The sequence below is a fragment of the Streptomyces shinuiensis genome (assembly GCF_043660855.1).
In the GTDB taxonomy this organism is placed as follows: domain Bacteria; phylum Actinomycetota; class Actinomycetes; order Streptomycetales; family Streptomycetaceae; genus Streptomyces.
This window is the reverse complement of the sequence record NZ_JBIHML010000001.1, coordinates 5,736,096-5,757,112: the sequence shown is the minus strand read 5'-3', so window position 1 is coordinate 5,757,112 and position 21,017 is coordinate 5,736,096. Positions and strand designations below refer to the sequence as shown.

16 protein-coding genes and 1 pseudogene are annotated in these 21,017 nt (G+C 73.1%); 7 read left to right on the top strand and 10 right to left on the bottom strand.

What is annotated here, in order from left to right:
- Positions 1-296 precede the first annotated feature (296 nt).
- Genes ACGRHY_RS25965 through ACGRHY_RS25950 form a run of 4 tightly spaced genes read right to left on the bottom strand, consistent with a single transcriptional unit; the run spans position 297 to position 3,932 of the window.
- Positions 297-998 (bottom strand): SGNH/GDSL hydrolase family protein, encoded by a 702-nt coding sequence (locus ACGRHY_RS25965; protein WP_394637728.1) that lies wholly within the window; start codon positions 996-998, stop codon positions 297-299.
- Entirely contained in the window at positions 995-1,987 is a 993-nt protein-coding gene (locus ACGRHY_RS25960) for an ArsA family ATPase (protein WP_394637727.1), read from the bottom strand. The genes ACGRHY_RS25965 and ACGRHY_RS25960 overlap by 4 nt, the downstream gene beginning before the upstream one ends.
- Complete coding sequence (locus ACGRHY_RS25955) at positions 1,978-2,235, bottom strand: cory-CC-star protein (protein WP_093662821.1); 258 nt, start codon at positions 2,233-2,235, stop codon at positions 1,978-1,980. Before ACGRHY_RS25955 ends, ACGRHY_RS25960 begins: the two co-directional genes overlap by 10 nt.
- On the bottom strand, positions 2,232-3,932 hold the full coding sequence (locus ACGRHY_RS25950; RefSeq protein WP_394637726.1) for a carbon starvation CstA family protein: 1,701 nt from the start codon (positions 3,930-3,932) through the stop codon (positions 2,232-2,234). Before ACGRHY_RS25950 ends, ACGRHY_RS25955 begins: the two co-directional genes overlap by 4 nt.
- 576 nt (positions 3,933-4,508) lie before the next feature.
- On the opposite strand from ACGRHY_RS25950, the pseudogene ACGRHY_RS25945 reads away from it, so the two are divergent.
- The 4 genes and pseudogenes from ACGRHY_RS25945 to ACGRHY_RS25930 form a co-directional block, all read left to right on the top strand.
- Positions 4,509-5,033 (top strand): annotated as a pseudogene (locus ACGRHY_RS25945) (transposase family protein); the annotation flags it as partial.
- The gene (locus ACGRHY_RS25940; protein ID WP_394637725.1) at positions 5,024-5,203 is read left to right on the top strand and encodes a response regulator transcription factor; all 180 of its coding nucleotides are present in this window, start codon (positions 5,024-5,026) and stop codon (positions 5,201-5,203) included. The pseudogene ACGRHY_RS25945 and the gene ACGRHY_RS25940, both read left to right, overlap by 10 nt.
- Before the next feature lie 78 nt (positions 5,204-5,281).
- Positions 5,282-6,022 carry a 3-keto-5-aminohexanoate cleavage protein gene (locus tag ACGRHY_RS25935; RefSeq protein ID WP_394637724.1) on the top strand — a complete coding sequence of 247 codons (741 nt, stop codon included), beginning with the start codon at positions 5,282-5,284 and terminating at the stop codon, positions 6,020-6,022.
- Between the two features lie 336 nt (positions 6,023-6,358).
- On the top strand, positions 6,359-7,099 hold the full coding sequence (locus ACGRHY_RS25930; RefSeq protein WP_394637723.1) for a DUF6008 family protein: 741 nt from the start codon (positions 6,359-6,361) through the stop codon (positions 7,097-7,099).
- 322 nt (positions 7,100-7,421) lie between these two features.
- Here the strand turns inward: ACGRHY_RS25930 and ACGRHY_RS25925 are convergent, their stop codons facing one another.
- Together ACGRHY_RS25925 and ACGRHY_RS25920 are read right to left on the bottom strand one after the other, a co-directional pair.
- The gene (locus ACGRHY_RS25925; RefSeq protein ID WP_394637722.1) at positions 7,422-8,252 is read right to left on the bottom strand and encodes a metallophosphoesterase family protein; all 831 of its coding nucleotides are present in this window, start codon (positions 8,250-8,252) and stop codon (positions 7,422-7,424) included.
- A 344-nt stretch (positions 8,253-8,596) separates the two neighbouring features.
- Positions 8,597-8,752, bottom strand: a complete 156-nt coding sequence (locus ACGRHY_RS25920) for a hypothetical protein (RefSeq protein ID WP_394637721.1) — start codon at positions 8,750-8,752, stop codon at positions 8,597-8,599.
- A 290-nt stretch (positions 8,753-9,042) separates the two neighbouring features.
- Between ACGRHY_RS25920 and ACGRHY_RS25915 the strand changes: the two genes are divergently transcribed.
- Entirely contained in the window at positions 9,043-9,954 is a 912-nt protein-coding gene (locus ACGRHY_RS25915; RefSeq protein WP_394637720.1) for an NAD-dependent protein deacetylase, read from the top strand.
- Positions 9,955-10,141: 187 nt separating this feature from the next.
- On the opposite strand, the gene ACGRHY_RS25910 is transcribed toward ACGRHY_RS25915, so the two are convergent.
- On the bottom strand, positions 10,142-11,149 hold the full coding sequence (locus ACGRHY_RS25910) for a hypothetical protein (protein ID WP_394637719.1): 1,008 nt from the start codon (positions 11,147-11,149) through the stop codon (positions 10,142-10,144).
- 12 nt (positions 11,150-11,161) lie between these two features.
- A complete protein-coding gene (locus tag ACGRHY_RS25905) occupies positions 11,162-15,361 on the bottom strand; it encodes a CHAT domain-containing protein (protein WP_394637718.1) in 4,200 nt (1,399 codons plus the stop codon).
- Between the two features lie 639 nt (positions 15,362-16,000).
- On the opposite strand from ACGRHY_RS25905, the gene ACGRHY_RS25900 reads away from it, so the two are divergent.
- Positions 16,001-16,990 carry an Acg family FMN-binding oxidoreductase gene (locus ACGRHY_RS25900; RefSeq protein ID WP_394637717.1) on the top strand — a complete coding sequence of 330 codons (990 nt, stop codon included), beginning with the start codon at positions 16,001-16,003 and terminating at the stop codon, positions 16,988-16,990.
- A gap of 474 nt (positions 16,991-17,464) precedes the next feature.
- Positions 17,465-19,048 carry an MFS transporter gene (locus ACGRHY_RS25895; protein ID WP_394637716.1) on the top strand — a complete coding sequence of 528 codons (1,584 nt, stop codon included), beginning with the start codon at positions 17,465-17,467 and terminating at the stop codon, positions 19,046-19,048.
- On the opposite strand, the gene ACGRHY_RS25890 is transcribed toward ACGRHY_RS25895, so the two are convergent.
- The gene (locus tag ACGRHY_RS25890) at positions 19,038-19,787 is read right to left on the bottom strand and encodes a thioesterase II family protein (protein ID WP_394637715.1); all 750 of its coding nucleotides are present in this window, start codon (positions 19,785-19,787) and stop codon (positions 19,038-19,040) included. The genes ACGRHY_RS25895 and ACGRHY_RS25890 overlap by 11 nt on opposite strands.
- A 5-nt stretch (positions 19,788-19,792) precedes the next feature.
- Positions 19,793-21,013, bottom strand: a complete 1,221-nt coding sequence (locus ACGRHY_RS25885; RefSeq protein ID WP_394637714.1) for an acyl-CoA dehydrogenase family protein — start codon at positions 21,011-21,013, stop codon at positions 19,793-19,795.
- Between the last annotated feature and the right edge of the window lie 4 nt (positions 21,014-21,017).

Below are 21,017 nucleotides of genomic sequence, written 5' to 3'. Positions count from 1 at the left end.
ACGGCCAGTGGTGCGGACCTCGCGGACAGCCTGCTCGCGGAGTTCGTCCGGGTACTTGCGTGGTGCTGGCACTGCTCGTGGTTCTCCTTCGGGCCAGGATCGCAAGCCTGGCTTCAGGGACTCCACGAAGCACTCGTACAGCCGGGTGCCACGGACCCGGGCCGGGCGGGGCAGGCGGGTGGCGAGGCGCTGGGGGGAAGGCCCGCCGGAGCGGCCCCGGTGCCGCAGCCAGGAGGCGATGCGACGGACCCCCGATGCCAGCGCCGCACTGCTGTCGTCGAACATCGGTGGACTCCTCACACCAGGTCGTATCCCAGATCGGTGCAGTGCACGCGATCGATGAACAGCCAGTCCTCCGGCCCGGCGGCTTCGGCCAGTGCCACGTTCATGTCCAGGAACCGCACGCCGAGCCGGGCGCATCCGGCGGCCAGCCGGTCCGCGTAGGCCCGGCCCACCTCCATGGTCGAGATGTCGCTGTGGAACCGACGGAAGTTGGACACCTCGTCCAGTTCCTCGAAGAGGAGCTTCTCGCGGGGCAGCGGATCCTCACGCACCCAAGGAGCCAGCGGCTGGAGTACGAAGGCCGGCCGAGCGACCAGGGCGTTCGCGAGCAACCCCCACACGCCCAGGTGGCGGAGCGTCAGTTCAGCCGCATGCTCGACCCTTCGATCCGGCGGCGGGACGATATCGGGGGCTGGCCCGCAGTCGAAGAAGGCACCGTGCCGCCCCTGCTTCTCCTCCGGTAGCCGGCTGAGCACCAGGTTGTTGACCCCGGAGAGCAGCATGGTGTCTTCGATCGGCGGGAGTTCGTGCTGGAAAAGGGTGAACAACGGCCAGGGCAGCCGGGGCGCATGGGGGTTCCACAGCCGTTCGGTGATCGTGGCTGCGTCACCGGTGGCGCCGACGAAGTCGATGACGCGACTCGGCCGGGGACAGGCGGACGTACTCGCAGTGGACGCCCATGGGGGGGCGACGCTGAGGGGAGTCCGGAATCTCAAGGAGGGGAGGGCCCGAGCCGGTCCGCCAGTGCGGCGAGGGCCTCCGTGCCCACCAGATCCCCCGGCAGCAGCGGCACGTCGAGCAGGGGGACGTCCGGGACCCGCTGCCGCAGCCGGGCGAGGTGCTCGTCCTCCAGTATCCGGCGGCGGTCGAGCAGCTCACCGGCGTCCGCCGGAGAACGGCGGTTGGCGACGAGTGCGGCCACGTCGACACCGAGGCCGGTGAGCTTCTCGTACACCTCCATGGTCTCGGCGATCGGGAGCAGTTCGGCGGTCAGTACGAGCACGAATCCGGTCCGCGCCGGGTCCGTCACCACCTCGCGCAGCCGGGAGAAGCGGTTGCGTCGGCGTAGCAGGATGCGGCGCAGCTCGGCGTCGCGGCCGGTCTCCCCGCCGCCGCCGAGACCGCGCACCGCGGCGCCGAACCGCTCGGACCGGTCGCGGTTGGCGAGCAGGGTCTCGGTCCAGGAGGTGAGCTGCTCGGGCAGCGCGAGCAGCCGCAGTGTGTGGCCGGACGGCGCGGTGTCGAAGACGACCAGGTCGTAGGCCTCCTCCCCGACTTCCACCGCCTCGGCGATCCGCTCCAACACCGCCGACTCGTGGGTGCCGGGCGCCTGCCGGGCCAGTTGGAGGTGCCGGGCGGCCGGTGCGTGCATCCGCTCGGGGAGCAGCCGCCGCATCGTCTCGGCGACCGCGGACAGGTGCTGCTCGACCGTGCGCTCCGGGTCGATCTCCAGCCCGTCGACGTGACCGGCCGTCCCCGCCCCGGGGACAAGGTCCCCGGGGCCGGCGAGGCGCACGGGCTCGTCGCCCACGGGGCGGCCCCAGAGGTGGCCGAGGTTGTGGGCGGGGTCGGTGGAGACCAGCAGCACGCGGGCGCCCGACCGGGCACGGCCGAGGGCGAGCGCCGCGGCGACGGACGTCTTGCCGACCCCGCCCTTGCCGCCGACGAAGACGGCCCTGCGCGAGGTGATGAGGTCTAGCAGCACCCGACATGCTCCAGTGGTGAGCGGTCCATGCCCATGCGACGGTGCCAGGCGTGGAAGTCCTCGTAGAGGGCGGGCATCAGTTCGGCGGTGTAGTACGCCGCCGGGTCCGGTACGCCCAGCGCCTCCGCGAGGACCACCATACGGAAGAGATCGTCCTCCTCGCGCCGGGCGCGGGCGAGGGTACGCCGGTAGGGTCCGGCGTAGAACTCCTCCAGCCCGGCCCGGAACGAGGCCCAGCGGGAAGTCACTTCATCAGCCCGGTCTTCTCCGTCAGATCGGCGTCGAGAGCCTCTGGCGGCTCACGGGACGCCCGCCGCATCGCGACGACCGCCTCGAAGGCGACCCACAGTGCGGCGACGATGATGACGAGGTCGATGATCAGCAGCAGCCAGTCCTGGGCGTCGTAGAAGTCGCCGAGCTGCACGACCGCGGCCCAGAACGCCATGACGAACACGACCGCGAGCGGGATCAGCGCAGGCGCCGGATTGCGCCGCTTGCGGATCAGCATGACGGCGACGATGGACAGCGTCAGAGAGGCCAGCAGCTGGTTGCTGGTTCCGAACAGCGGCCAGATGCGGAGGCCTCCCTCGCCCCCGGCGCCCTGGCTGAAGGTGAGTCCCGCACCGACGGCGAGCGTGATGAGAGTGCCTGCGACATTGCTGATCCTCACCTTCACGGCCTCGCCGGCCTCCTGGACGACGAAGCGCAGCAGACGCACGCCGGTGTCCATGGTGGTGGCTGCGAACAGGATCGCCATGGTGGCCAGGACCGTCGAACTCAGCGATACGGGCAGGCCCAGGCCACTGTTGAGGATCGCGCCACCGCCCGTGACGAACGCCGCGACGCCACCCTCGCCGAAGGCGCTGTAAACGGCCTCCCAGTCGGCCAGGGTGCGGTAGCCCGCGGTGGCGGCGATGATCGCGCCGAGTGCGAGCAGACCCTCGCCGACCGCGCCGAAGTAGCCGACGAAACGGGCGTCGGTCTCCTTGTCCAGCTGTTTCGAGCTGGTGCCGGAGGAAACCATGCCGTGAAAGCCGGAGATCGCGCCGCACGCGACGGTGACGAAGAGCAGCGGCACGAGATCCGGGGTGCCCGCGGGCACGGCGTCGTTGAAGGCCGGGGCGACGATCGTCGGAGCGCTCAGCAGCACCGAGACGAACAGGATGCCGAGCCCGATGAAGAGCTGGACGCCGTTGATGTAGTCACGGGGCTGGAGCAGCACCCACACGGGCAGCAGGGAGGCTATGCCGGCGTAGACGAAGAGGGCGACGATCCAGAAAGTCGCCGGAGACATGCCCAGGACCGGGTCGGGCAGCTCCACCGGGACGGCGTCGCCGAGGAGGATCAGGCCGTAGAGCGCCGCGACGCCGACCACGGTGACCAGGCCGAGGCTCATCTTGTAGCGGTAGACCGCCTGGCCGATCAGCAGCGCCACCGCGACCGCGCCCCAGGCGGGGATCACCGCCGAAGGTGTGGAGATCAGTAGATTCTTGATCACCACCGCGAAGGCCGCGACCACCATCAGGAGCAGCAGGAAGATCACGACGAGGAAGAGATTGGCGCCCCGGCCGCCGATGTAGCGGCCGGAGAGCGTGCCGATCGAGCGGCCCTTGTTGCGCGCCGAGGCCCACAGGGCACCCAGGTCGTGCATGCCCGCGAAGAAGACCGTGCCGAGGGTGACCCACAGGAACGCGGGCAGCCAACCCCAGATGACGGCGACCGCGGGGCCGACGATGGGCGCTGCGCCCGCGACCGAGGTGAAGTGGTGTCCCCACAGCACGAACTTGTTGGTCGGGACATAGTCCACGCCGTCCTGCAGTTCGTGCGCGGGCGTCTGAAAGGACGCATCGAGCTTGTAGACCCGGTTGCCCAGGAATCTCGAGTACAGGACATATCCGCCCGCGAACATCGCGAGGCCGATCAGAAGCAGGGGAAGTGCATTCATACGAGAGGCCCTCTGAGGTCTGGAAGATGGGGTGCCGGTCTGCGCAGAACGTGCACCCGGCAGGCAGACAGCGGAGACGGTGGGACGTGGCCTTCCTCGGCCGGGGCGGACCGGCGGAACCGGCTACGCGCGCCCCTTTCACACGGCTTGGCGGCGAGCCCGGACGCGGTGCGCCGCGCCTGGGTGGCGACTGTGCCACAGCCCTCGGTGAGCAGCTCGCCGAGACGAAGGCCGGCCCCGAGCGCCTCGGCGGCACTGCTTCCGCCATGCACGCCGTGGTCGGCGTCGCCGCCGACTCCGACCTGAATGCCGGATTTACCGATGTTGACCGAAAACGCTCCCTTCATGGTCCGTTCATGCTAAGCGACCGACCAGGCGATGAGGAGCCCCCGAAGACCGGGAACGACCAGCACACTGGGCAGGCACCGCACTCCCAGCCCATCCCGTTTATCCAGCTGGCACACATTGAGCCCTTTCCAACCTGTCGTTTTGGAGGGGCAGTTGGGCTGACAGACGGGTGAAGCCCCTGGTAGATGGATTTTCGACCAAGAAATCCGTCTCCACCAGAGGCTTCGTATGCCTGTCTGCCCGTCGGGCGTCGACGTGTCCAGTTCCGCCCTGCGCTTCCTGTCCGCCAAGCTCCGTCAGCACCGCCGGGAACTCGGTACCCGCCGGCGGCGCCTGAGTGTCGGCCGGCAGGCCCTGCTCACCCCCGCCCATCTCCACAACGGCCACCCGTATGCCCAGCTCGCAGCCGGATTCGACATCGGGACCACGACCGCATACCGGTACATCACCTAGGCCATCGAGGTCCCGGCCGCTCTCGCGCCGCCCCTTGCGGAGGCTGTCCGGACAGCATCGTCGAAAGCGTTCGTACTGCTGGACGGAACCCTGCTGCAGATCGACCGGATCGCCGCAGACCAGCCCTACTACTCCGGGAAGCACAACAGGCACGGGATGAACGTGCAGATCCTGGCCGATCCCTTCGGCCGACTGTTGTGGACCTCGCCCGCCCTGCCCGGCGCCGTCCACGACGTCCGCACGGCCCGCGGACACGGCATCGCCGACACCCCTGCCGAGGCCGGCATCACATGCCGGGCCCCATTCTCCGCATGATGGCGGCGGGCCAGCTGAATGAAGCCATATCCCGCCAGATCGGCATATCGGCCCGCACCACCCGCCGGATCATCAGCAACCTGACACGCCGTCTGGGTGCCAAGAGCCGATTCCAGGCAGGAGTCAAAGCCGTCGCCTGCGGGTGGATCCCGTAAACGCCAAATCGGGGGCGAAACGGTCACCTTCCGCACAGGACTGCCAGCACTCGCACTCCCTCGTGCGGAACACTCGGTGTGGCACGATCACAAAGTGGTCCAAGCTTGTCTGAACGGCCGCCGCTCGGTGGCGGACCACGTCGCGGTGCCCCTTGCCCCAGGCAGGTGGCCGCCGCCGCACGTGCGGCGTTGGCTGCCGGCGCCAGCGGCGTGCACCTGCATCCTCGGGGCGGAGATGGACAGGAGACCCTGGACGTCGCACGGGTGGGACCGGCCGTCCGTGCGGTACGCCGGGCCTGTCCCGGACCGCCCATCGGAGTGTCGACCGGTCTGTGGATGTGCGGAAAGGACGCTGCGGCCCGGCAGACCGCGGTACGGCGATGGGCCGTAGCAGGGGACCGGCCCGACTTCGCCTCCGTGAACCTCAGCGAGCCCGGCTTCGAGGGCATGGCCGAGACGCTGGGAACACTGGGCATCGGCGTCGAAGCGGGAGTGTGGTCCGAACGCGACGCCGCCGATCTGCTCGACAGCACCCACATGACCTCCTGCACCCGAGTGCTCGTGGAGTTGCTCAACCTGCCTGTCCCCCAGGCCCTGCACATTGCCGACCGGATCGTGGACCAACTGCGGCGGGCAGGGAGGACTGTTCCGACCCCGCTGCACGGGGAAGACGTATCCACCTGGCCGGTTCTCGACAAGGCCACCGTCATGGGCCTGGAGACGCGCATCGGCCTGGAGGACACTCTCACAGATCCGAGCGGGAACGTGGTGACGGACAACGGCACCTTGGTCCGCATCGCTCTGTCCCGTGTGACCTGAGTCGAGAGGGCCCCCTCGCACCCACGCCTGTGGCGCGGCGGCGACGGTGACGCGCACCTGCGGCGCCCGAGGTCCCCGCCCGCGTCCCAGCCCGCCGCCGGGCTGTTCAGGGAAGGAGGACCGCACGGAGGAAGTGGTACGCGCTGCAGGGCCGTTCCTAACGTGACGAGTGCTGAGGCATGTCCCGTGTGCTGGCCCGGCACGGGTGCAAGCGCCGCCTGTCACCGGAGATAGGGAGGGCCTGTGGATCACCTGCCAGGAATGAGTGGTACACCGGGTGCGGGGATGGCGGTATCCGCCGTGGACACGGTAGGAGCCGTCTTCATCATCTTGTGGATGGTCGTGATGTGGTCGGCCGTCGCCGTGCTGGCGTGGGCCAACCGGGGGCCGGTGCGTCCCTGGGTCCACCGCACCGCCGTCGGCCTGATCATGGTGGGAGCGGTCGGCCAGATCGGTCACTTCCAGGAGCACGTGGCCCAGGCCGGTTACTGGGTCCTCCATCCGAACTCGCCGGCCTGGATGACGCCGTGGGGAGACAGCATGGCCCGCGGGCTGGGGCAAATCGACATGACCAAGCCGTCGCTGGGCATGGAGATCCTGCATCTGGCGGGCAACTTCATCTTCCTCGCCGGCCTGGTCGGGATCATGCAGATCACCCGGCGGTCCGCACAACGTCTGAAGTCCCGCAAGTGCGCCCGGATGGGGGTGTGGATGCAGGGGCTCCACGGTCTGGAGCACGCGGTGCTGACCGTGTCCGTGGCGCTGGGGGCGAGTCGTGCGGTCGGTCTGTCCACCTGGTTCGGGACGATCGAGCCCGGTCCGGCACTGACGACCTACCGGTTGTGGTGGCACTTCGTGGCCAACCTGGTCGGCACGGCCATTCTCGTGCTGTCCCTCTACCACCTGTGGCGTGAGAGGCACGATGTCCGGGCGGACTACGAGCCGGACGGCACCGGGGAGGAGTCCGCACGCGCCGGTACCGGATCCGCGGGTCGGCCGCTGCACGGCCCCGATGCGAAGCCGGGTGCGGTGACGGACCCCGTGCGGAATACGGTCCTGGCCGGGGGCAGCGAATAGTGCGCCCGTCCCGCCGCTTCGGGGTCCGCGTACCGCGGAGGTCGTGGTGGCGTGCACCGGTTGTTCCCGGGCGGCGGGGACCGGCGGTTCCGCCGCTGTCCTGCAGCGGCGGCAGACCGAGGAGGGGAGCGGTGGACCGGCGCGGTGCGCGCACCACCGTAAGGGCGTGAACTCCCGCCGTCGCGCCTCGGCGGCGCCGGCCGCGGCCTCGGCTTCCGCGGGGACGGCGCGGCGTCCGGCGGGCCGGTGAGCAGCTCACTGACCATCACGTCCTCGCGAAGCAATCAGGTAAGCGGCCCGCGCCGGCCGGCGGTGGTCGCCGTCACCTACCCGGACCCGGGAGTACGCGGCAGAGCCCGGCGGGCGCGGTCTGCCGGCTGCGCCACTCGCGCGGGTAACCGAGCGACACCTCACGGTGAGGCACTCCGTCGCACTCGATCGTGCGCGGGATGTGCAGATGCCCGTAGACGACGGCGGCCGCGCGGTACCTCACGTGCCAGTCGGCCGTGGCCTCGGTGCCGCACCACAGCGCGAACTCCGGATAGCGCAGGATGCGGGTCGGCTCGCGCACCAGCGGGAAGTGGTTGACGAGCACGGTGGGCAGTGCGGGATCGATCCGGTCCAGCCGCGAGCGGGTGTAGGCCAGCCGCGCCCGGCACCACGCCTCACGGCTGGGGTACGGATCGGGGTGCAGCAGGTACTCGTCGGTGGCGATCACACCCGCCGCGTGGGCGGCGTCGAGCGCCTCTTCCTTGTTGTACGTGCCTTCGGGCCGGAACGTGTAGTCGTACAGCACGAACAGCGGCGCGATCACGACCGGCCCGCCGGTTCCCCGCCACACCGGGTAGGGGTCCTCGGGCGTGACCACTCCGAGGCCTCGCAGGGTCTGGACCAGGTGGAGGTAGCGCTCCTCGCCACGGAACCGGACCGGGTCGTTCGGCGGGGTCCACAGTTCGTGGTTGCCGGGGGCCCAGATGACCTCGGCGAAGCGGTCGTTCAGCTTCCCGAGCGCCCAGACGACGTCCTCGACGGTCTCCGCGACATCTCCGGCGACCACCAGCCAGTCATCGTCCGACTCCGGGCGCAGACCTTCGACGATTTCGCGGTTCTCGGCATGGCGGACGTGAAGGTCGCTGATGGCGAACAGATTCATCTCAACGCCCCCGCCGCACCGTGACTGCCGCATCGCTCGTCCTCGTACACACCGCTCCCCCGTCCGTCTTCTCCGGGCCCACTGCCCCTGCGCATGTCCTGCCCACGCGCCCACCCCGTGATGCGGGGCGGCACATGATCGCTCCGCTGAACGTGTCCCGGACCGCGAGGGCCCCGCACGGCACCGTCAGGAGTGTCCGCAAGGGCACGACGCCCGCCGGGCTCCGTGTCCCGAACGGGTCTTCGCCGCACGGCCCGAATGCGGACGGGGACTGGTTCGGAGGGTGTTCGCGTCACGGGGCGCGGGCTCGCCACGCGCTCATACGACTCCGGCGCCCACGTCGATCACCGGGGCCGGCCCGTTCGCCCGCGTCGGCCTCGGCCCTGCCTCACCCGGTCCCGCACCGCGGTCTCGGGCAGGTCGAAGTCCTCGGCGACCTGCCCGGCCGAGCGGTCACCCCGTCGGTACAGCCCGACGATCCCGGCCTTGAACTCCGGCATGAACGAGCGGCATGAACAAGCGGCGAGGGCGAGGCTTCTTCTTCCCCCGTGCTCTCCGTGACGGACATCGTCCTTCCGGGACCGGAGCCCCTGGCCCCCGGTGTCCGGCAAAGCGGATCAAGGCCGGTCGGCCCTGCCCCGGTGCCACCGGTTCTCCGGGCGCCCCCTTCCCTTCCGGCCGCCCCGGGACGGGTCGCGCGGGATCGGGCCGGGCCGCCGCACCGGCACGGTGCGCCGTTGCGCCGGTCGGTGGGAGCGACCGGGCACGGCCTGTTCCGTACCCTGGCGGCATGCGCGTGCGCCCTACTTTGAGCTGGACGCCCACCGGGGACCCGCCGCCGGGCACCACGGACCTGGAACCGGTCGCCGACACGCTCGGCACCGGCGGTGTGCTGGTGCTCAGCGGGGCGGGCATCTCCACGGAGTCCGGCATCCCCGACTACCGGGGTGAGGGCGGGAGCCTGAGTCGGCACACCCCGATGACCTACCAGGACTTCACCGCCGGCGCGCAGGCCCGGCGCCGGTACTGGGCGCGCAGCCATCTGGGCTGGCGTACCTTCGGCCGCGCCCGGCCCAACGCCGGGCACCGGGCCGTGGCCGCGTTCGGGCGGCACGGGCTGCTGTCGGGCGTGATCACCCAGAACGTCGACGGTCTGCACCAGGCCGCCGGCAGCGAGGGCGTCGTGGAACTCCACGGAAACCTGGCCCGGGTCGTCTGCCTGTCCTGCGGGGCCCTCAGCCCGCGCCGCGAACTCGCCCGGCGGCTGGAGGAGGCCAACGCGGGCTTCGAGCCGGTGGCCGCGGGGATCAACCCGGACGGTGACGCCGAACTCACCGACGAACAGGCCGGCGGCTTTCGCGTGGTGTCCTGCGCGGTCTGCGGCGGCATCCTCAAACCGGACGTGGTCTTCTTCGGCGAAGCCGTTCCGCCGCCGCGGGTCGAGCACTGCCGCGAACTGGTCCGCGAGGCGGCCTCGCTGCTGGTCCTGGGGTCCTCGCTGACGGTGATGTCCGGGCTCCGGTTCGTCCGCCAGGCGGCCCAGGAGGGCAAACCGGTGCTGATCGTCAACCGGGACCCGACCCGGGGCGACCGGCACGCCCTCACCCGGGTCGCGCTCCCGCTGGGAGCGGCCCTCGCCACCGTGGCCGGCCGGCTGGGCATCCCCGTCGACAGCCCTGCTCCGGGACGGATGAGACGGTGACGGGCTGTGGGCGGCGACCGAACGGCTGCCGCCGAGGGAAGTACGAGGGGCACGTCGTCCCGGGCGCGGGCGGTATCCGGCCAGGCCGGTGGACGGGGTGAGGGGTGGCCCGCCCCGGGCCGGCTTGCGCCACAGGGAGAGCCGCGGTGCTCCTGGCGGGCGAGTACGGAGCTGCCCGGGCCCGGGTTCACATCTGCCCTCCGCCCGGTTCGGCGGGCGGCTGGAGTGGATACGGGACCGGCGCCGGAGGGTCGGGCCAGTCGAAGGCGACCGGCGGCAGGCTCCGCTTCGCCAGGTACTTGCTCAGTTCCCGGCCCTGGTTCCGCTCGTCCCGTGTGGTGGTCGGGCACGGGAAGCCGAGCGCGCGGTAGAGGCCGGCCCGGTGGAGCAGGAAGGTGTCCTCCGCGGCATCGCAGTACGCGTCCACCGCCCCCGCGACCGCCCGGCAGGTGAGCAGCACCAGGAGCAGGCAGCCGGCCGCGTAGGCGCCCCGGGCCCACCAGCCCGGCAGCAGCGAAGTCCACACCAGCAGGCCCGCGGCGAACAGTACGGTCTGGACCCGGGCGACGATCAGACTGGACGCGGTCTCCAGGCGCGCCCGTGCGGTCTGGTCGACCACCTGGACGAGAGGCCGCCAGCACAGCTCCAGATCCAGCCCGTGCCGCTCCTCGACCCGCTGCTCGGCGGCGGCCAGGGCGTTCCCGATACGGGTGGGCTGGAGGGCCGCACTGCCCTTGGGGCAGCGGCGCCGGGCCACGGAGGCGGCCGCGGCGCGGCGGACCGTGAGGACGTCGTCCGTCGCGGGCCGCATGGTCTCGACCAGCTTCCTGCGCCGCTCACGGTGCGCCTCGATGCGCCGCCGCGCCCACCACCGCAGCGGCGGCACGTCCGGCCAGGCGCCGCTGAGCACATTGAGCACCCCGGGCGCGAGCCAGACGGTGAGCAGGGCGGATACCACGACGATGCCCAGGGCGACGGTGGCGGCGACACCGATGCCGAAGCCGCCGTGCCGTGTCACCAAGCAGGCAGGGTGTGCCCCCGGGGCGCCGTCACAGCCGCTGCCGAGACGGCCGGGCGGTGTGCGGGCCAGGTAGAGGACGACGCCCACCAGCCAGAAGCACACCACCGCGCCGCCCATGGCCCTGCTCCAGCGGCGGGCGAGCGGCTCGACGAGTCCTTTGGCGAGGTCTCCCATGTCCGGCCCGGCTCATTCCACACGTTCGAGGGCCAGGGCGGGGTGGAGGGGGCAGCACTCGTCCTCGAACGGGCCGTCGTCGTCCCCCGGCGCCCGGTGCGCGCACTGAGGGTTCGGACACCGCCAGTACTCCACCTCGGCCGGAGCACGCCGGGTCGGGAAGATCCGCTCGCGCGGGAGGGGCGGGGTCGCCCGCGAGGCGCCGCCGGGACTCCGCGCCGCTTCCCCCTCGCGCGTTTCCCTCTCCCGGTCAGGTGCCATGAGTTCTCCTCTGCCGTGGTGGATGAAGGCTGCCCAGACATAGGGATCGGCAGGGTCGGTGCCGCCGTTCCCGCGGCCTTCCTCAACGGGTCCTCGCCCCTCCGCCTCTGGCCGGGCGGCGTCACGGGGTGTGCGCAGGGCGGCGAGCTGTGCCTCTCGCAGGGCGTCGGCGGCTGCCATGCCTCTCTCCCGCAACCGCTGGTGGAAGTCCAGCATGAGATCGGCGGTCCGCTCGTCGTCGACGAGCCAGAGAGAGCCGATGACGGCGGACGCGCCACCGGCGAGGAAAGCGGTGGCGAGGCTCAGCGCCTCGTCGTGGTCCCCGGAGGCCACCCCTGTGGTGCAGGCGGACAGGACCGCCAGGGGCCCGGGTTCCCGTCCGGCCCGCCCGGAACGCCGGGAGGGGTGCGCCAGCAGACGGCGGACGGTCAGCCGCTGCCCGCCCGCGAGCAGCAGATGGGATTCGGTCGGCGGCCGGACCAGGGCACCGTGGCATGCCAGGTGCAGCAGAGCGCATGGGGCGGAGCCCCGGCCGGGCAGGGCCGACAGGACTCGGTTCGGTGTCGCCGGGTACGCGTTCGGAGCGCCCCGGCCCCCCAGGACCGTTGCGGGCCCGGGCCAGCCCGCCCGGACGCCTTCGGCCTCCCGGCGGGCGTGTTCCAGGTCCCCGGTGGGATCCTGTACGACGAGCGCGGCGCCGTCCGCTCCAGCGGACGGCCGGTCGGCTGCCTCGACCAGCTCGCGTCCGGAGGCCGCGTACGAGAAGGCCGCGTCCTGTACCGCGTACCGGTACCGTCCGGGCCCGCTCTCCGGCCTTCGCGCGGCGTGCCACGGCACCAGTCCGAGCGGTCCGGTGGGAACCAGATAGAGCCGGGGACAGCTCCCCGGTGCGGGGCCGGCGGCGCGCCCGCGGCCCGGCGGAGTGCCGTCTGCGCCCAGCCCCTGACCGAACTCCCGCAGGAGTGGGCTCACGACGGCGGGCCAGGCCCAGTCGCACACCGCGTGCAGGGCGGAACGCCACGCGGTGTGCGACCGGCGGCGGTCGCCGTCCGTCCCGGCGGCCACGTGGGTGTCGTGTGCGGCCAGGAACGCGGCGAGCGGCCCCGTCCGCGCGAGCCCCTCGAGAGGGAGGACCCGGCAGCTCCCGTCGGGTCGTACGAGCAGCGCCCACCCCGAACCGCCCTGCTCACCGGCGACGAGGTAGACCAGTCCGTCCGCACCGAGCAGGGTGAGGGCCTCGCCGATACGGGCGCGGGAGGGGGCGCGGACCAGGGGCGTCACCGCCTCGCCGCCGGTGTGGCGGTACAGAGCCTCCAGCGCCCGGTGACGGATGTCGTCGGGGATCACGGGCGTGTTCTGCGCGGGGTCGGTGTCTCCGGAAGCGATCGGGACGACGCCGGGTGGGCCCATGGCGTCGCCGCTCGGACCCGGTGCGCCGCGTGGCGGGAGGCGGGCGAATCTGCGGGCCGCGCTCCGCCGGGAGGCCTGCCGCCAGGCTTCGGCGAGTCCGGGCTCCCCGGCTTCCTCCAGCAGTTCCGGCACGGTGGTGGACGCGCTGCCCGCGAACAGGACGAGTGCCCGCACGGACTCGGCCGCGGCCACCGCGTCCTGCGGCGCGTCGTCCTCCAGGCACCAGTGCAGAACCTGGGCGGCGGCCTCCGCCGCCCGCCGGGCGGCCCGCAGTCCGTCGTCCGTCCCGGACTGCAGCAGCACGTCCCAGGCCCGGTCGGTCAGCATGCTCAGCCCGGTGGCACGGCCGAGCGCGTACCTGCCCCGGGCCCGCTGGGCCACCGCGAGCCGGTGCCGTGTCACGGTCCGCCGGGTGTCGCCGAGGGTGTCGCCGAGCCGGGCGACGGCTTGCTCGAGCGCCTCCTCGGCGCGGCGGAGGTCCTCGGGATCGGCGCGCGTCCCGTAGCGCTGCAGGAGCACGGCTCCCTGCAGCTCGAGTGCCATCGCCGTGTCGGCGGCCGTGCGGCCGGGGACGGCCAGGGCCGTCTCCAGGTCCGCCAGGGCCCGGTCCAGCAGGGCCGTCTCCCCGGCCGCGTCCCGTGCCCCGGCGTGGTGCGCCTGCGACAGCACCTGGGCCCGGTTCCGGGCGATTGCCGCCCTGGCCGTCTCCTCCCCCGTGAGCGATTCCAGGGCCTCGTCGAGCACGGCCGCGGCCCGCGCGAGTTCGGCCGTGTCCCCGGTGTGCGCGTATCGGGTGGTGAGGAGTGTCGCCCGGTTGTTGAGGCAGCCCACCCGGTCCGCGGAGCCGGCCGGCAGCAGGATGAGGGCTGCTTCGGTGTGCCGCAGCGCCGCTTCCAGGTCGGCCCACTGCTCCAGGTGGACGAATCGGGTGTGCAGGGCGGTCGCGAGGTTGGCGTGGTACTGGCCGCGTACGAGTCCGCTCGGGGGCAGGTCGGCGAGTGCTCCGGTCATCAGGCGGACACCCGCGTCCAGGTCCGCGACCGCTCCGTGGACCTCGAAGCGCAGCACCATGACGAGCCCGAGGTGGGCTCTGCGGACCGCTGTGTCGCGGTGCCCGTCGGCGGCCTCGACGGACCGTCGGTAGCCCTCGACGGCCGCTTCCAGGTCGGCGGGGTCGCCGGTCAGTCCGAAGCGCTGCTCCAGTGCGGAGGCCAGGTTGCCGGTCCACAGGTCCCGGTGCGGGTCACCCGGCGGGCCGAGAACGGGGGCCCGCCGCAGGTGCTCCACCGCCTCGTCGATGTCGTCCGCGTCGCCCCGCCGCTGGAAACGCAGCAGCAGACTGTTGCCCAGGCTCCCTTCGAGCGTCGCGGTCTCCGGATGGCCGGAGCCGGCCGTGGCCAGGGCACGGCGCAGGGTGCCGACCGCCCGGTCGAGGAGGTCCAGGTCGCCGTCGAGCCAGAATGCCTCCGTGTACGCCACGCCGAGGTGGCGCAGCCGCATGGCCAGGTCCGGGTCGCCGGCCGGGGTGCTCTCCACCGCCTGTGCGAGGGTCCTCACTCCCTCCCGCAGGTCCTGCGGGCGGCCGTGCTCCCCGAACCGCATCACCAGGACGTTGCCGAGGACGGTCGCCCACAGCGGGCCGGCCGGGTGGTCCGGCCCGGTCAGCCCGTACGCCTCCGCGACGGCCGCATACGCCCGGTCCAGGTCCTGCGGGCCGCCGTACCGCCCGAACCGCGTGCACAGAGCGTTGGCGTAGTTGCCGGTCACCGCGTGGCGGGCGGGGGCGTCGGGCGGTGTCCGTTCAACGGCGGCTTCCAGGCGGAGCACCGCCTCCTGGAGGATGTCGTCCTCGCCTTCGTACTCGTACGCGTACAGCAGGGCGTTGCCCAGGCTGCTGAGGTACCGGGCCTGCTCCGGGCCGGGCTCCGCCAGGTCGGCCGCCCGGCGGTAGTGCCGCAGCGCTTCGGCGAGGTCACGCGGATCCCTCACGTGCCGGGCTTCTTCCGGGCCCGCCTCTACCGGTGCGGCCGCACGGGGGTATGCGGTCGGGTCGCCCCCCGGAGACCCGGCGAGCGACTCCGCGGCCCGCCGCTCGGCGGGTCCGTCGTCCTCCGCGCCGTGGGCGAACTCGAACCGTGCGAGCAGAACGTGTCCGGCCAGTTCGTGGAGGAAGTCCCGATCGCCGTCCCCCACGGTCAGGGCGCTCCGCACCGCTGCCAGGGCAAGGTGCCCGTGCCTCGGCTCGGCGAACCGCTCGTACGCCTCGAGGGCGTCCCGCGCGAGGCCTTCCAGCCGGCGGCCGCGTTCTTGTTGTCCGTGCGGTGTCAGCTCCAGCGCCCGCAGGCGGGCGACCACCGCCGCCTCGGCGAGTTCTCTTTCCCGCCGCCGCCCGAACTCCATCCCGTACTCGTCGGCGAGCTCGTCCCACACCTGCTCGGGCGGGCCGCCGTGCCGGCCCGACGCGGCGACGAACTCCCGGTCCGGATCAGGAGCACGGTCCTCCCCCGGCGGCGCGTCCTCGTCCCCGCTCCCCGTCTCCATCGGGAAAGGGTCGCCCGGACCCGCTTCACACAGCAAGCGGGTGATCGCATTCGACTGTTATGGCACGCATCCCGATCGACAACCGCACAGACATGTCCCACCGGGCCGCTCGGAGACAGCCGTCAGGCAGGTTGCCCGCTGCTGAGCCCTGGGGCAGCCGAGCGCGGCGGCGAAGCGGTCGTGCGATGACCGATGGCCATGCTCACGAGCCGCTGCTGAAGCCGGTCCGCCGGCTCATCGGGGCCGTGAACGGCTCCCTCAAGGGACAGCTCGCGCTGGAACAGCACGGCGCCCGGCCGGCGCCCGGCCGCCCGGACGTTGCGGTGGCGGAGGCGGAACGGAGCTGCGAGGCTGGAGCCATGAGCGGACACGGGCCCGGGGTCCGGCACCCCTCGACGCGGAGCGCGGGCCGCCCCCCGGACGTGCCCCGGCCGCATCCGGAGCTTCCGCCGCGGTCCTCGCCCACGGCGGTGGAACCCGGCTGGTGGTCCGCCACCGTGAGCGCCTGCCCGCCCATCCGGTGGAGGCGGTGTTCCGGGAGCCGGCCCGCCTGGATCACGCAGCACCGGCGGCTCCGCGGTCCGCGGGCCCGCGTCGGCGCGCAGGCGTGACGCCGGACGGACGACTCGGGAGGACGCCATGACGGAGTCAACGCCGCGGGCCGGCCTGGTCCGGACGCTTGTCGAACAGGCGATCCGCGCGCCGTCCTCGCACAACACACAGCCGTGGGTCTTCCGTCGCGCCGCCGACGGCACCGTCGAGCTGCGGGCGGACCGGTCCCGGGCCCTGCGCGTCAACGATCCGGACGAGCGCGAACTGTTCATCAGCTGTGGCGCCGCGCTGCTCAACCTCCGGGTCGCGGCACGGCACCACGGCCTCGCCGCCGCCGTCGACCCGCTGCCGGACCCGGCCGACGACGCGCTCTGCGCCCGCGTGACCCTGTCCGAAGTCCGCGCCGGCGGCACCGGGGACGGCGGCACCGGCGACGACGAAACGCTGTACGCCGCCATCGCCCGGCGGCACACCTACCGCAAGCCGTTCGCCGACCGGCCGGTCCCCGAGGCGACGCGGCACCGGATGCGGCAGGCGGTGGAACGGGAGGGCGCCCGGCTGTCCCTCGTTCCCGACGGGATGCGGGAGCACGTCGCGGCCCTCGTCGGCGAGGGCGACCGCCGTCAGTTCGCCGACCGGGCCTGGCGCCGCGAGCTCGCGTTCTGGATGCGCCCGCCCGCGCGGGGCGACGGGCTGACCGTGCCCACCCTGGCGGCGCCGGTCGTCCGTACCGCGGTCCGGTCCCTCGACCTCGGCGCCCGCGTCGCTGCCCGCGATGCGGCCCTGCTGCGCACGGCACCGCTGGTCGCCGTGATCGCCTCGCGGACCGACGAACGCCCGGACTGGCTGGCCACCGGGCAGGCCTGGCAACGCGCGCTGCTCGTCCTGGCCGCGGGCGGCGTCCTCACCGCCTACGCCAACCAGCCCTGCCAGGCCGGCGAGCCGCTCCGCACCCGCCTGGCGCAGGCCCTGCCGGACCTTTCCGGCCGTCCCCAGCTCCTCTTCCGCGCCGGTTACCCGCGCGGCGGCGTCCGCCCGTCGCCCCGCCGTCCCGTGGACGACGTGCTGATCCGGTGACGGACCCCCAGGAGCCGCCACGGCGGCCTGCGCGGCGCCGGGGAGCCGGGCCGTGGGCCCGGCTCCCCGGCCTCTCCCGGAGGCCTCCCCGCTCCTGTGCCGTCCGGCTTCGCCCGGACACGTCCACTCGGCACGGCGGCGGGACTGAACGGCGAACCGGTCCCGGTCTTCCGTGACGGTCCGCCGGCGGAGTCGGCGGACCGTCACACGTTCCAAACCTGATGGTGGACAGGCCGGCTGCCCGGCCGTCGAGCCGGGCGGACGCCGGATTCCACCACCGCCCGGGCGACCGCACCGGGCGGCAGGGCGCCGGTGCGCCGCACGGCCCTGTTCGGGGTGCCCTGGCAGGCACCCCGAACAGGGAGGGCATGTGCGGCTGCCCGGCACCGCCCGGCGCGGCCTACCGTGCCCGGGCGCGGGGGCGCGGGGCGTCCGCACGCGCATGACGGCACGACTGCGGACCGCGGGAGCGACATGTTCGACGTTCGGAGGACGAAGCGGACCTGGGCCCTGGCGGTGCTGTGCGCGGCCCAGTTCGTGTCCATGCTCGACATCACGGTGGTCAACCTGGCGCTGCCCAGCATCCGCCGGGACCTCGGCACCGGTGTGTCGGGCCTCCAGTGGATCGTCGGGGCCTATGTGCTGGCCTTCGCCTGCCTGCTGCTGTCCGGCGGCTCCCTCGGTGACCGGCTCGGCCGCCGACGGGTGTTCCTGTGGGGGCTGGTGGTCTTCACCTCCGGCTCCCTGTTGTGCGCGGCGGCACCGACGCTGGAGATCCTGGTGGCGGGCCGGGTCTGCCAGGGGGTCGGCGCGGCCCTGTTCGTACCGGCCACCCTGGCCGTCCTCACGCACCTGTTCCCGGAGCCGGGCGAGCGGGCCCGCGCGATGGGGGTGTGGTCGGGTGTCTCGGCGCTGGCCCTGCCTCTGGGTCCCCTGCTCGGGGGCGTCCTGGTGGACACGCTGGGCTGGGCGAGCGTGTTCTGGATCAACGGCCCGTTCGGTGCGGCGACCGTGGTGGTCGCGCGCCGGGTCCTGCCCGGGACCCCCACAGTCCGGCGCGGGGTGGACGTTCCCGGTCAGGTCCTCGCCGTCGGCTGGCTGGGCTGCCTGGCCTACGCGCTGATCGAGGCCGAGCGGTCGGGGTGGTCCTCCCCGCGGATCGTGGCCATGCTCGGCCTGGCCGGCGTGCTGCTGGCGGTGTTCCTGGCGGTCGAGCACCGTTCCGCGCAGCCGATGGTGCCCCTGGCACTGTTCCGCGACCGCCGCTTCGCGGCCTGCAACGGCATCCTGTTCACGGTCGCCTTCGGCCTGCTGGGCTCGTTCCTGTTCCTGTCCCTGTTCGTGCAGCAGGTGCAGGGGTACACACCGGCGCAGGCCGGGCTGCGCATGCTGCCGCTGCTGCTGCCCGCCGCGGCGGCGGCCCCGGTCGCCGGCCGGCTGGCGGCACGTCACGGCCCGGCGCTGCCAATGGTGTGCGGGATGACGAGCACCGGCATCGGGCTGCTGCTCCTGGCCACGGTGGACGCGACCACGCCGTACGCCCTGTGGTGGCCGGCTCTGGTACCGGTGGGCGCGGGAGTGGGGCTGACGATGGCCCCCACCAACGCGGCCCTGATGAGCGGTGTCGCGCCGCCACGCGCCGGCATCGCCTCGGCGACCTCCATAGCCAGTCAGCAGGTCGGCAACGTGCTCGGTGTCGCGGTCGTGGGAGCCGTGGTGGCCGCGGGGTTCTCGGCCGCGCTCACCGAGCGGGCCGACCGGCTCGGGCTGTCCCCGTCGGCCGGCCGGGAGCTGGTGCGCCAGGCCGTCGACGGCAGCCTCGGTGCGGAAAGCGCGGCCGGCGGGGAACGGGGGCCGGAGCTGAAGGATGCGGTGGACGCCTCGCTCACCGCGGGCATCCACCGCGGGCTCGCCGTGAGCGGCGGTGCGTACCTGGCCGGGGCGGTGGTCGCGGCGGCCCTCGTCCCCGCGCCCCGGCGCCCCCGTGCGGCGGACCCGGCTCCCGGGGAGGGGGGCGGGGGGTCGCGGGAGAAAGGCCGGGGGCAGTTCAGACGCTGACGGCCGCGGACAGTTGCTCCAGCAGCGCCCGCTCCTGCCCGTGCAGGAAGAAGTGGCCCCCCGGCAGCACCTTGAGTGTGAAGCCGGCGTCGGTGTGCCGCCGCCACTGGGCGACGGAGGCGACCTTCACCTCCTCGTCCTCACTGCCCGCGAAGGCGGTGATCGGGCAGGTCAGCGGCCTGTCCTCACGGTGGCGGTAAGTGTCGGCCACCGCCAGGTCGGCGCGGAGCATCGGGATGAACAGCTCCATCAGGGACTCGTCGGCCAGCACCTCCTCGGGAGTGCCCCCGAACACCCGCAGCCGCTCGCGGAACTGCGGTTCGGGCAGGTCGTAGTCGGGGAGGGTGGTACGCGGCAGGTGCGGGGCGCGGAAGGCGCCCACGAGCAGGCGGACCGGGGGACGGCCGTGGCGTCGCTCCATCACCCGGGCCAGCTCGAAGGCGACCAGCGCGCCCAGGCTGTAACCGAAGAGGGCGTACGGCGCGTCGTCGGCGGCCAGCAGATGCGGCAGGAGGTCCTCCACCAGCGGCTCCAGGCGGTCGTGCGGGCGTTCGGCGAACCGGCTGCCGCGTCCCGGGGGCTCGACCGGCCTGACCTGGACGAAGGGGGGAAGATGCCGCTCCCAGCCGGCGTAGATCCGCGCGGAGCCGCCCGCGTAGGGCAGGCAGAACAGCCGCAGCGGGGCCCCGCCACCGGTGCGGGTGGCGGGGCGGATGCCGGTGTGGCGGGTGCGGTCCACGGTGCTCACTCCTCACGCTCGGCGCCGGATCCGGGGGCTTGCGCGGCGTTCCCCGCCAGCAGCGAGACGATGGTCTGGAACTGGATGTTGGAGGTGCCCTCGTAGATCGCCCCGACCTTGGCGTCGCGGTAGAACCTCTCCACCGGGTGCCGGGTGGCGAAACCGTTCCCGCCGAGGGTCTCCACGGCCTGCGAGGCCGCGCGCTCGGCGATCCGCGAGGCCACGTACTTGGCCATCGAGGTGGCCCTGAGCCGCTCGTTCTGCGGCGCTCCGTGCTGCAGGAGCCGGGCGGTGTCGTACAGCAGGGTGCGCGCCGCCTCCAGTTCGGCCGCCAGCCCCGCCAGGGGGAAGCCTACTCCCTGGAAGTCGATGACGCGGGTGCCGAACTGCCTTCTGGCGCCCGCGTAGTCCAGCGCGTACCGCAGGACGCCGTCGGCGAGGCCGACGAGTTGGGCGGCGATGCCGAGCTTGCCGATGCCCAGGGTCTCCACCATCAGTACGGTGCCGCCGTCCGGGCGGCCCAGCAGGTCCTGGCGGCCCACCCGCACACCGTCGAGGACCACCTCGCAGGTGGAGCTGGCGCGGATGCCCATCTTGCCCACCGGCTCGCCGACGGTCAGCCCCGGGGTGTCGCGTTCAACGAGGAACGCGCCCAGACGGGGCGCCCGCGCGTCGCCGCCGGTGCGGGCGAAGACCAGGAACAGGCCCGCCTCCGCCGCGCTGGTGATCCACTGCTTGCGGCCGGTGAGGCGGTAGCCGTCACCGTCCGGTTCGGCGCGGGTGGCCAGGGCGAACGCGTCGCTGCCCGCATGCTCCTCGGAGATGGCGTAGGCACCGACCAGAGCGGTGGCCAGCCGGGGCAGGAAGCGCCGCTTCTGGTCGCCGCTGCCGTGCCGCAGCAGGGCGCTGACGACCAGCGCGTTCTGCACGTCGACGAAGACGGCCACCGCCGGGTCGACCCGGGCGAGTTCCTCGACGGCGAGCACCATCTGGAACAGGTCGCCTCCCGCGCCACCGTACGCACGGGGGACCTCGATCCCCATCAGTCCGGCCCGGAACAGCTCCTGGACCAGGTCGTCGTCGAGCCGCTCCGCCTCGTCCATGGACCGCGACCGGGGCGCCACGGCGGTACGGGCGAAGTCGCGGACCGTTTGGCGCCAGTCGGCGGCGGGCCCGGGCAGCACGGTCAGCGGCGGCGGGCAGCCGGGGGGTGCGGTCGCGGTCATCACG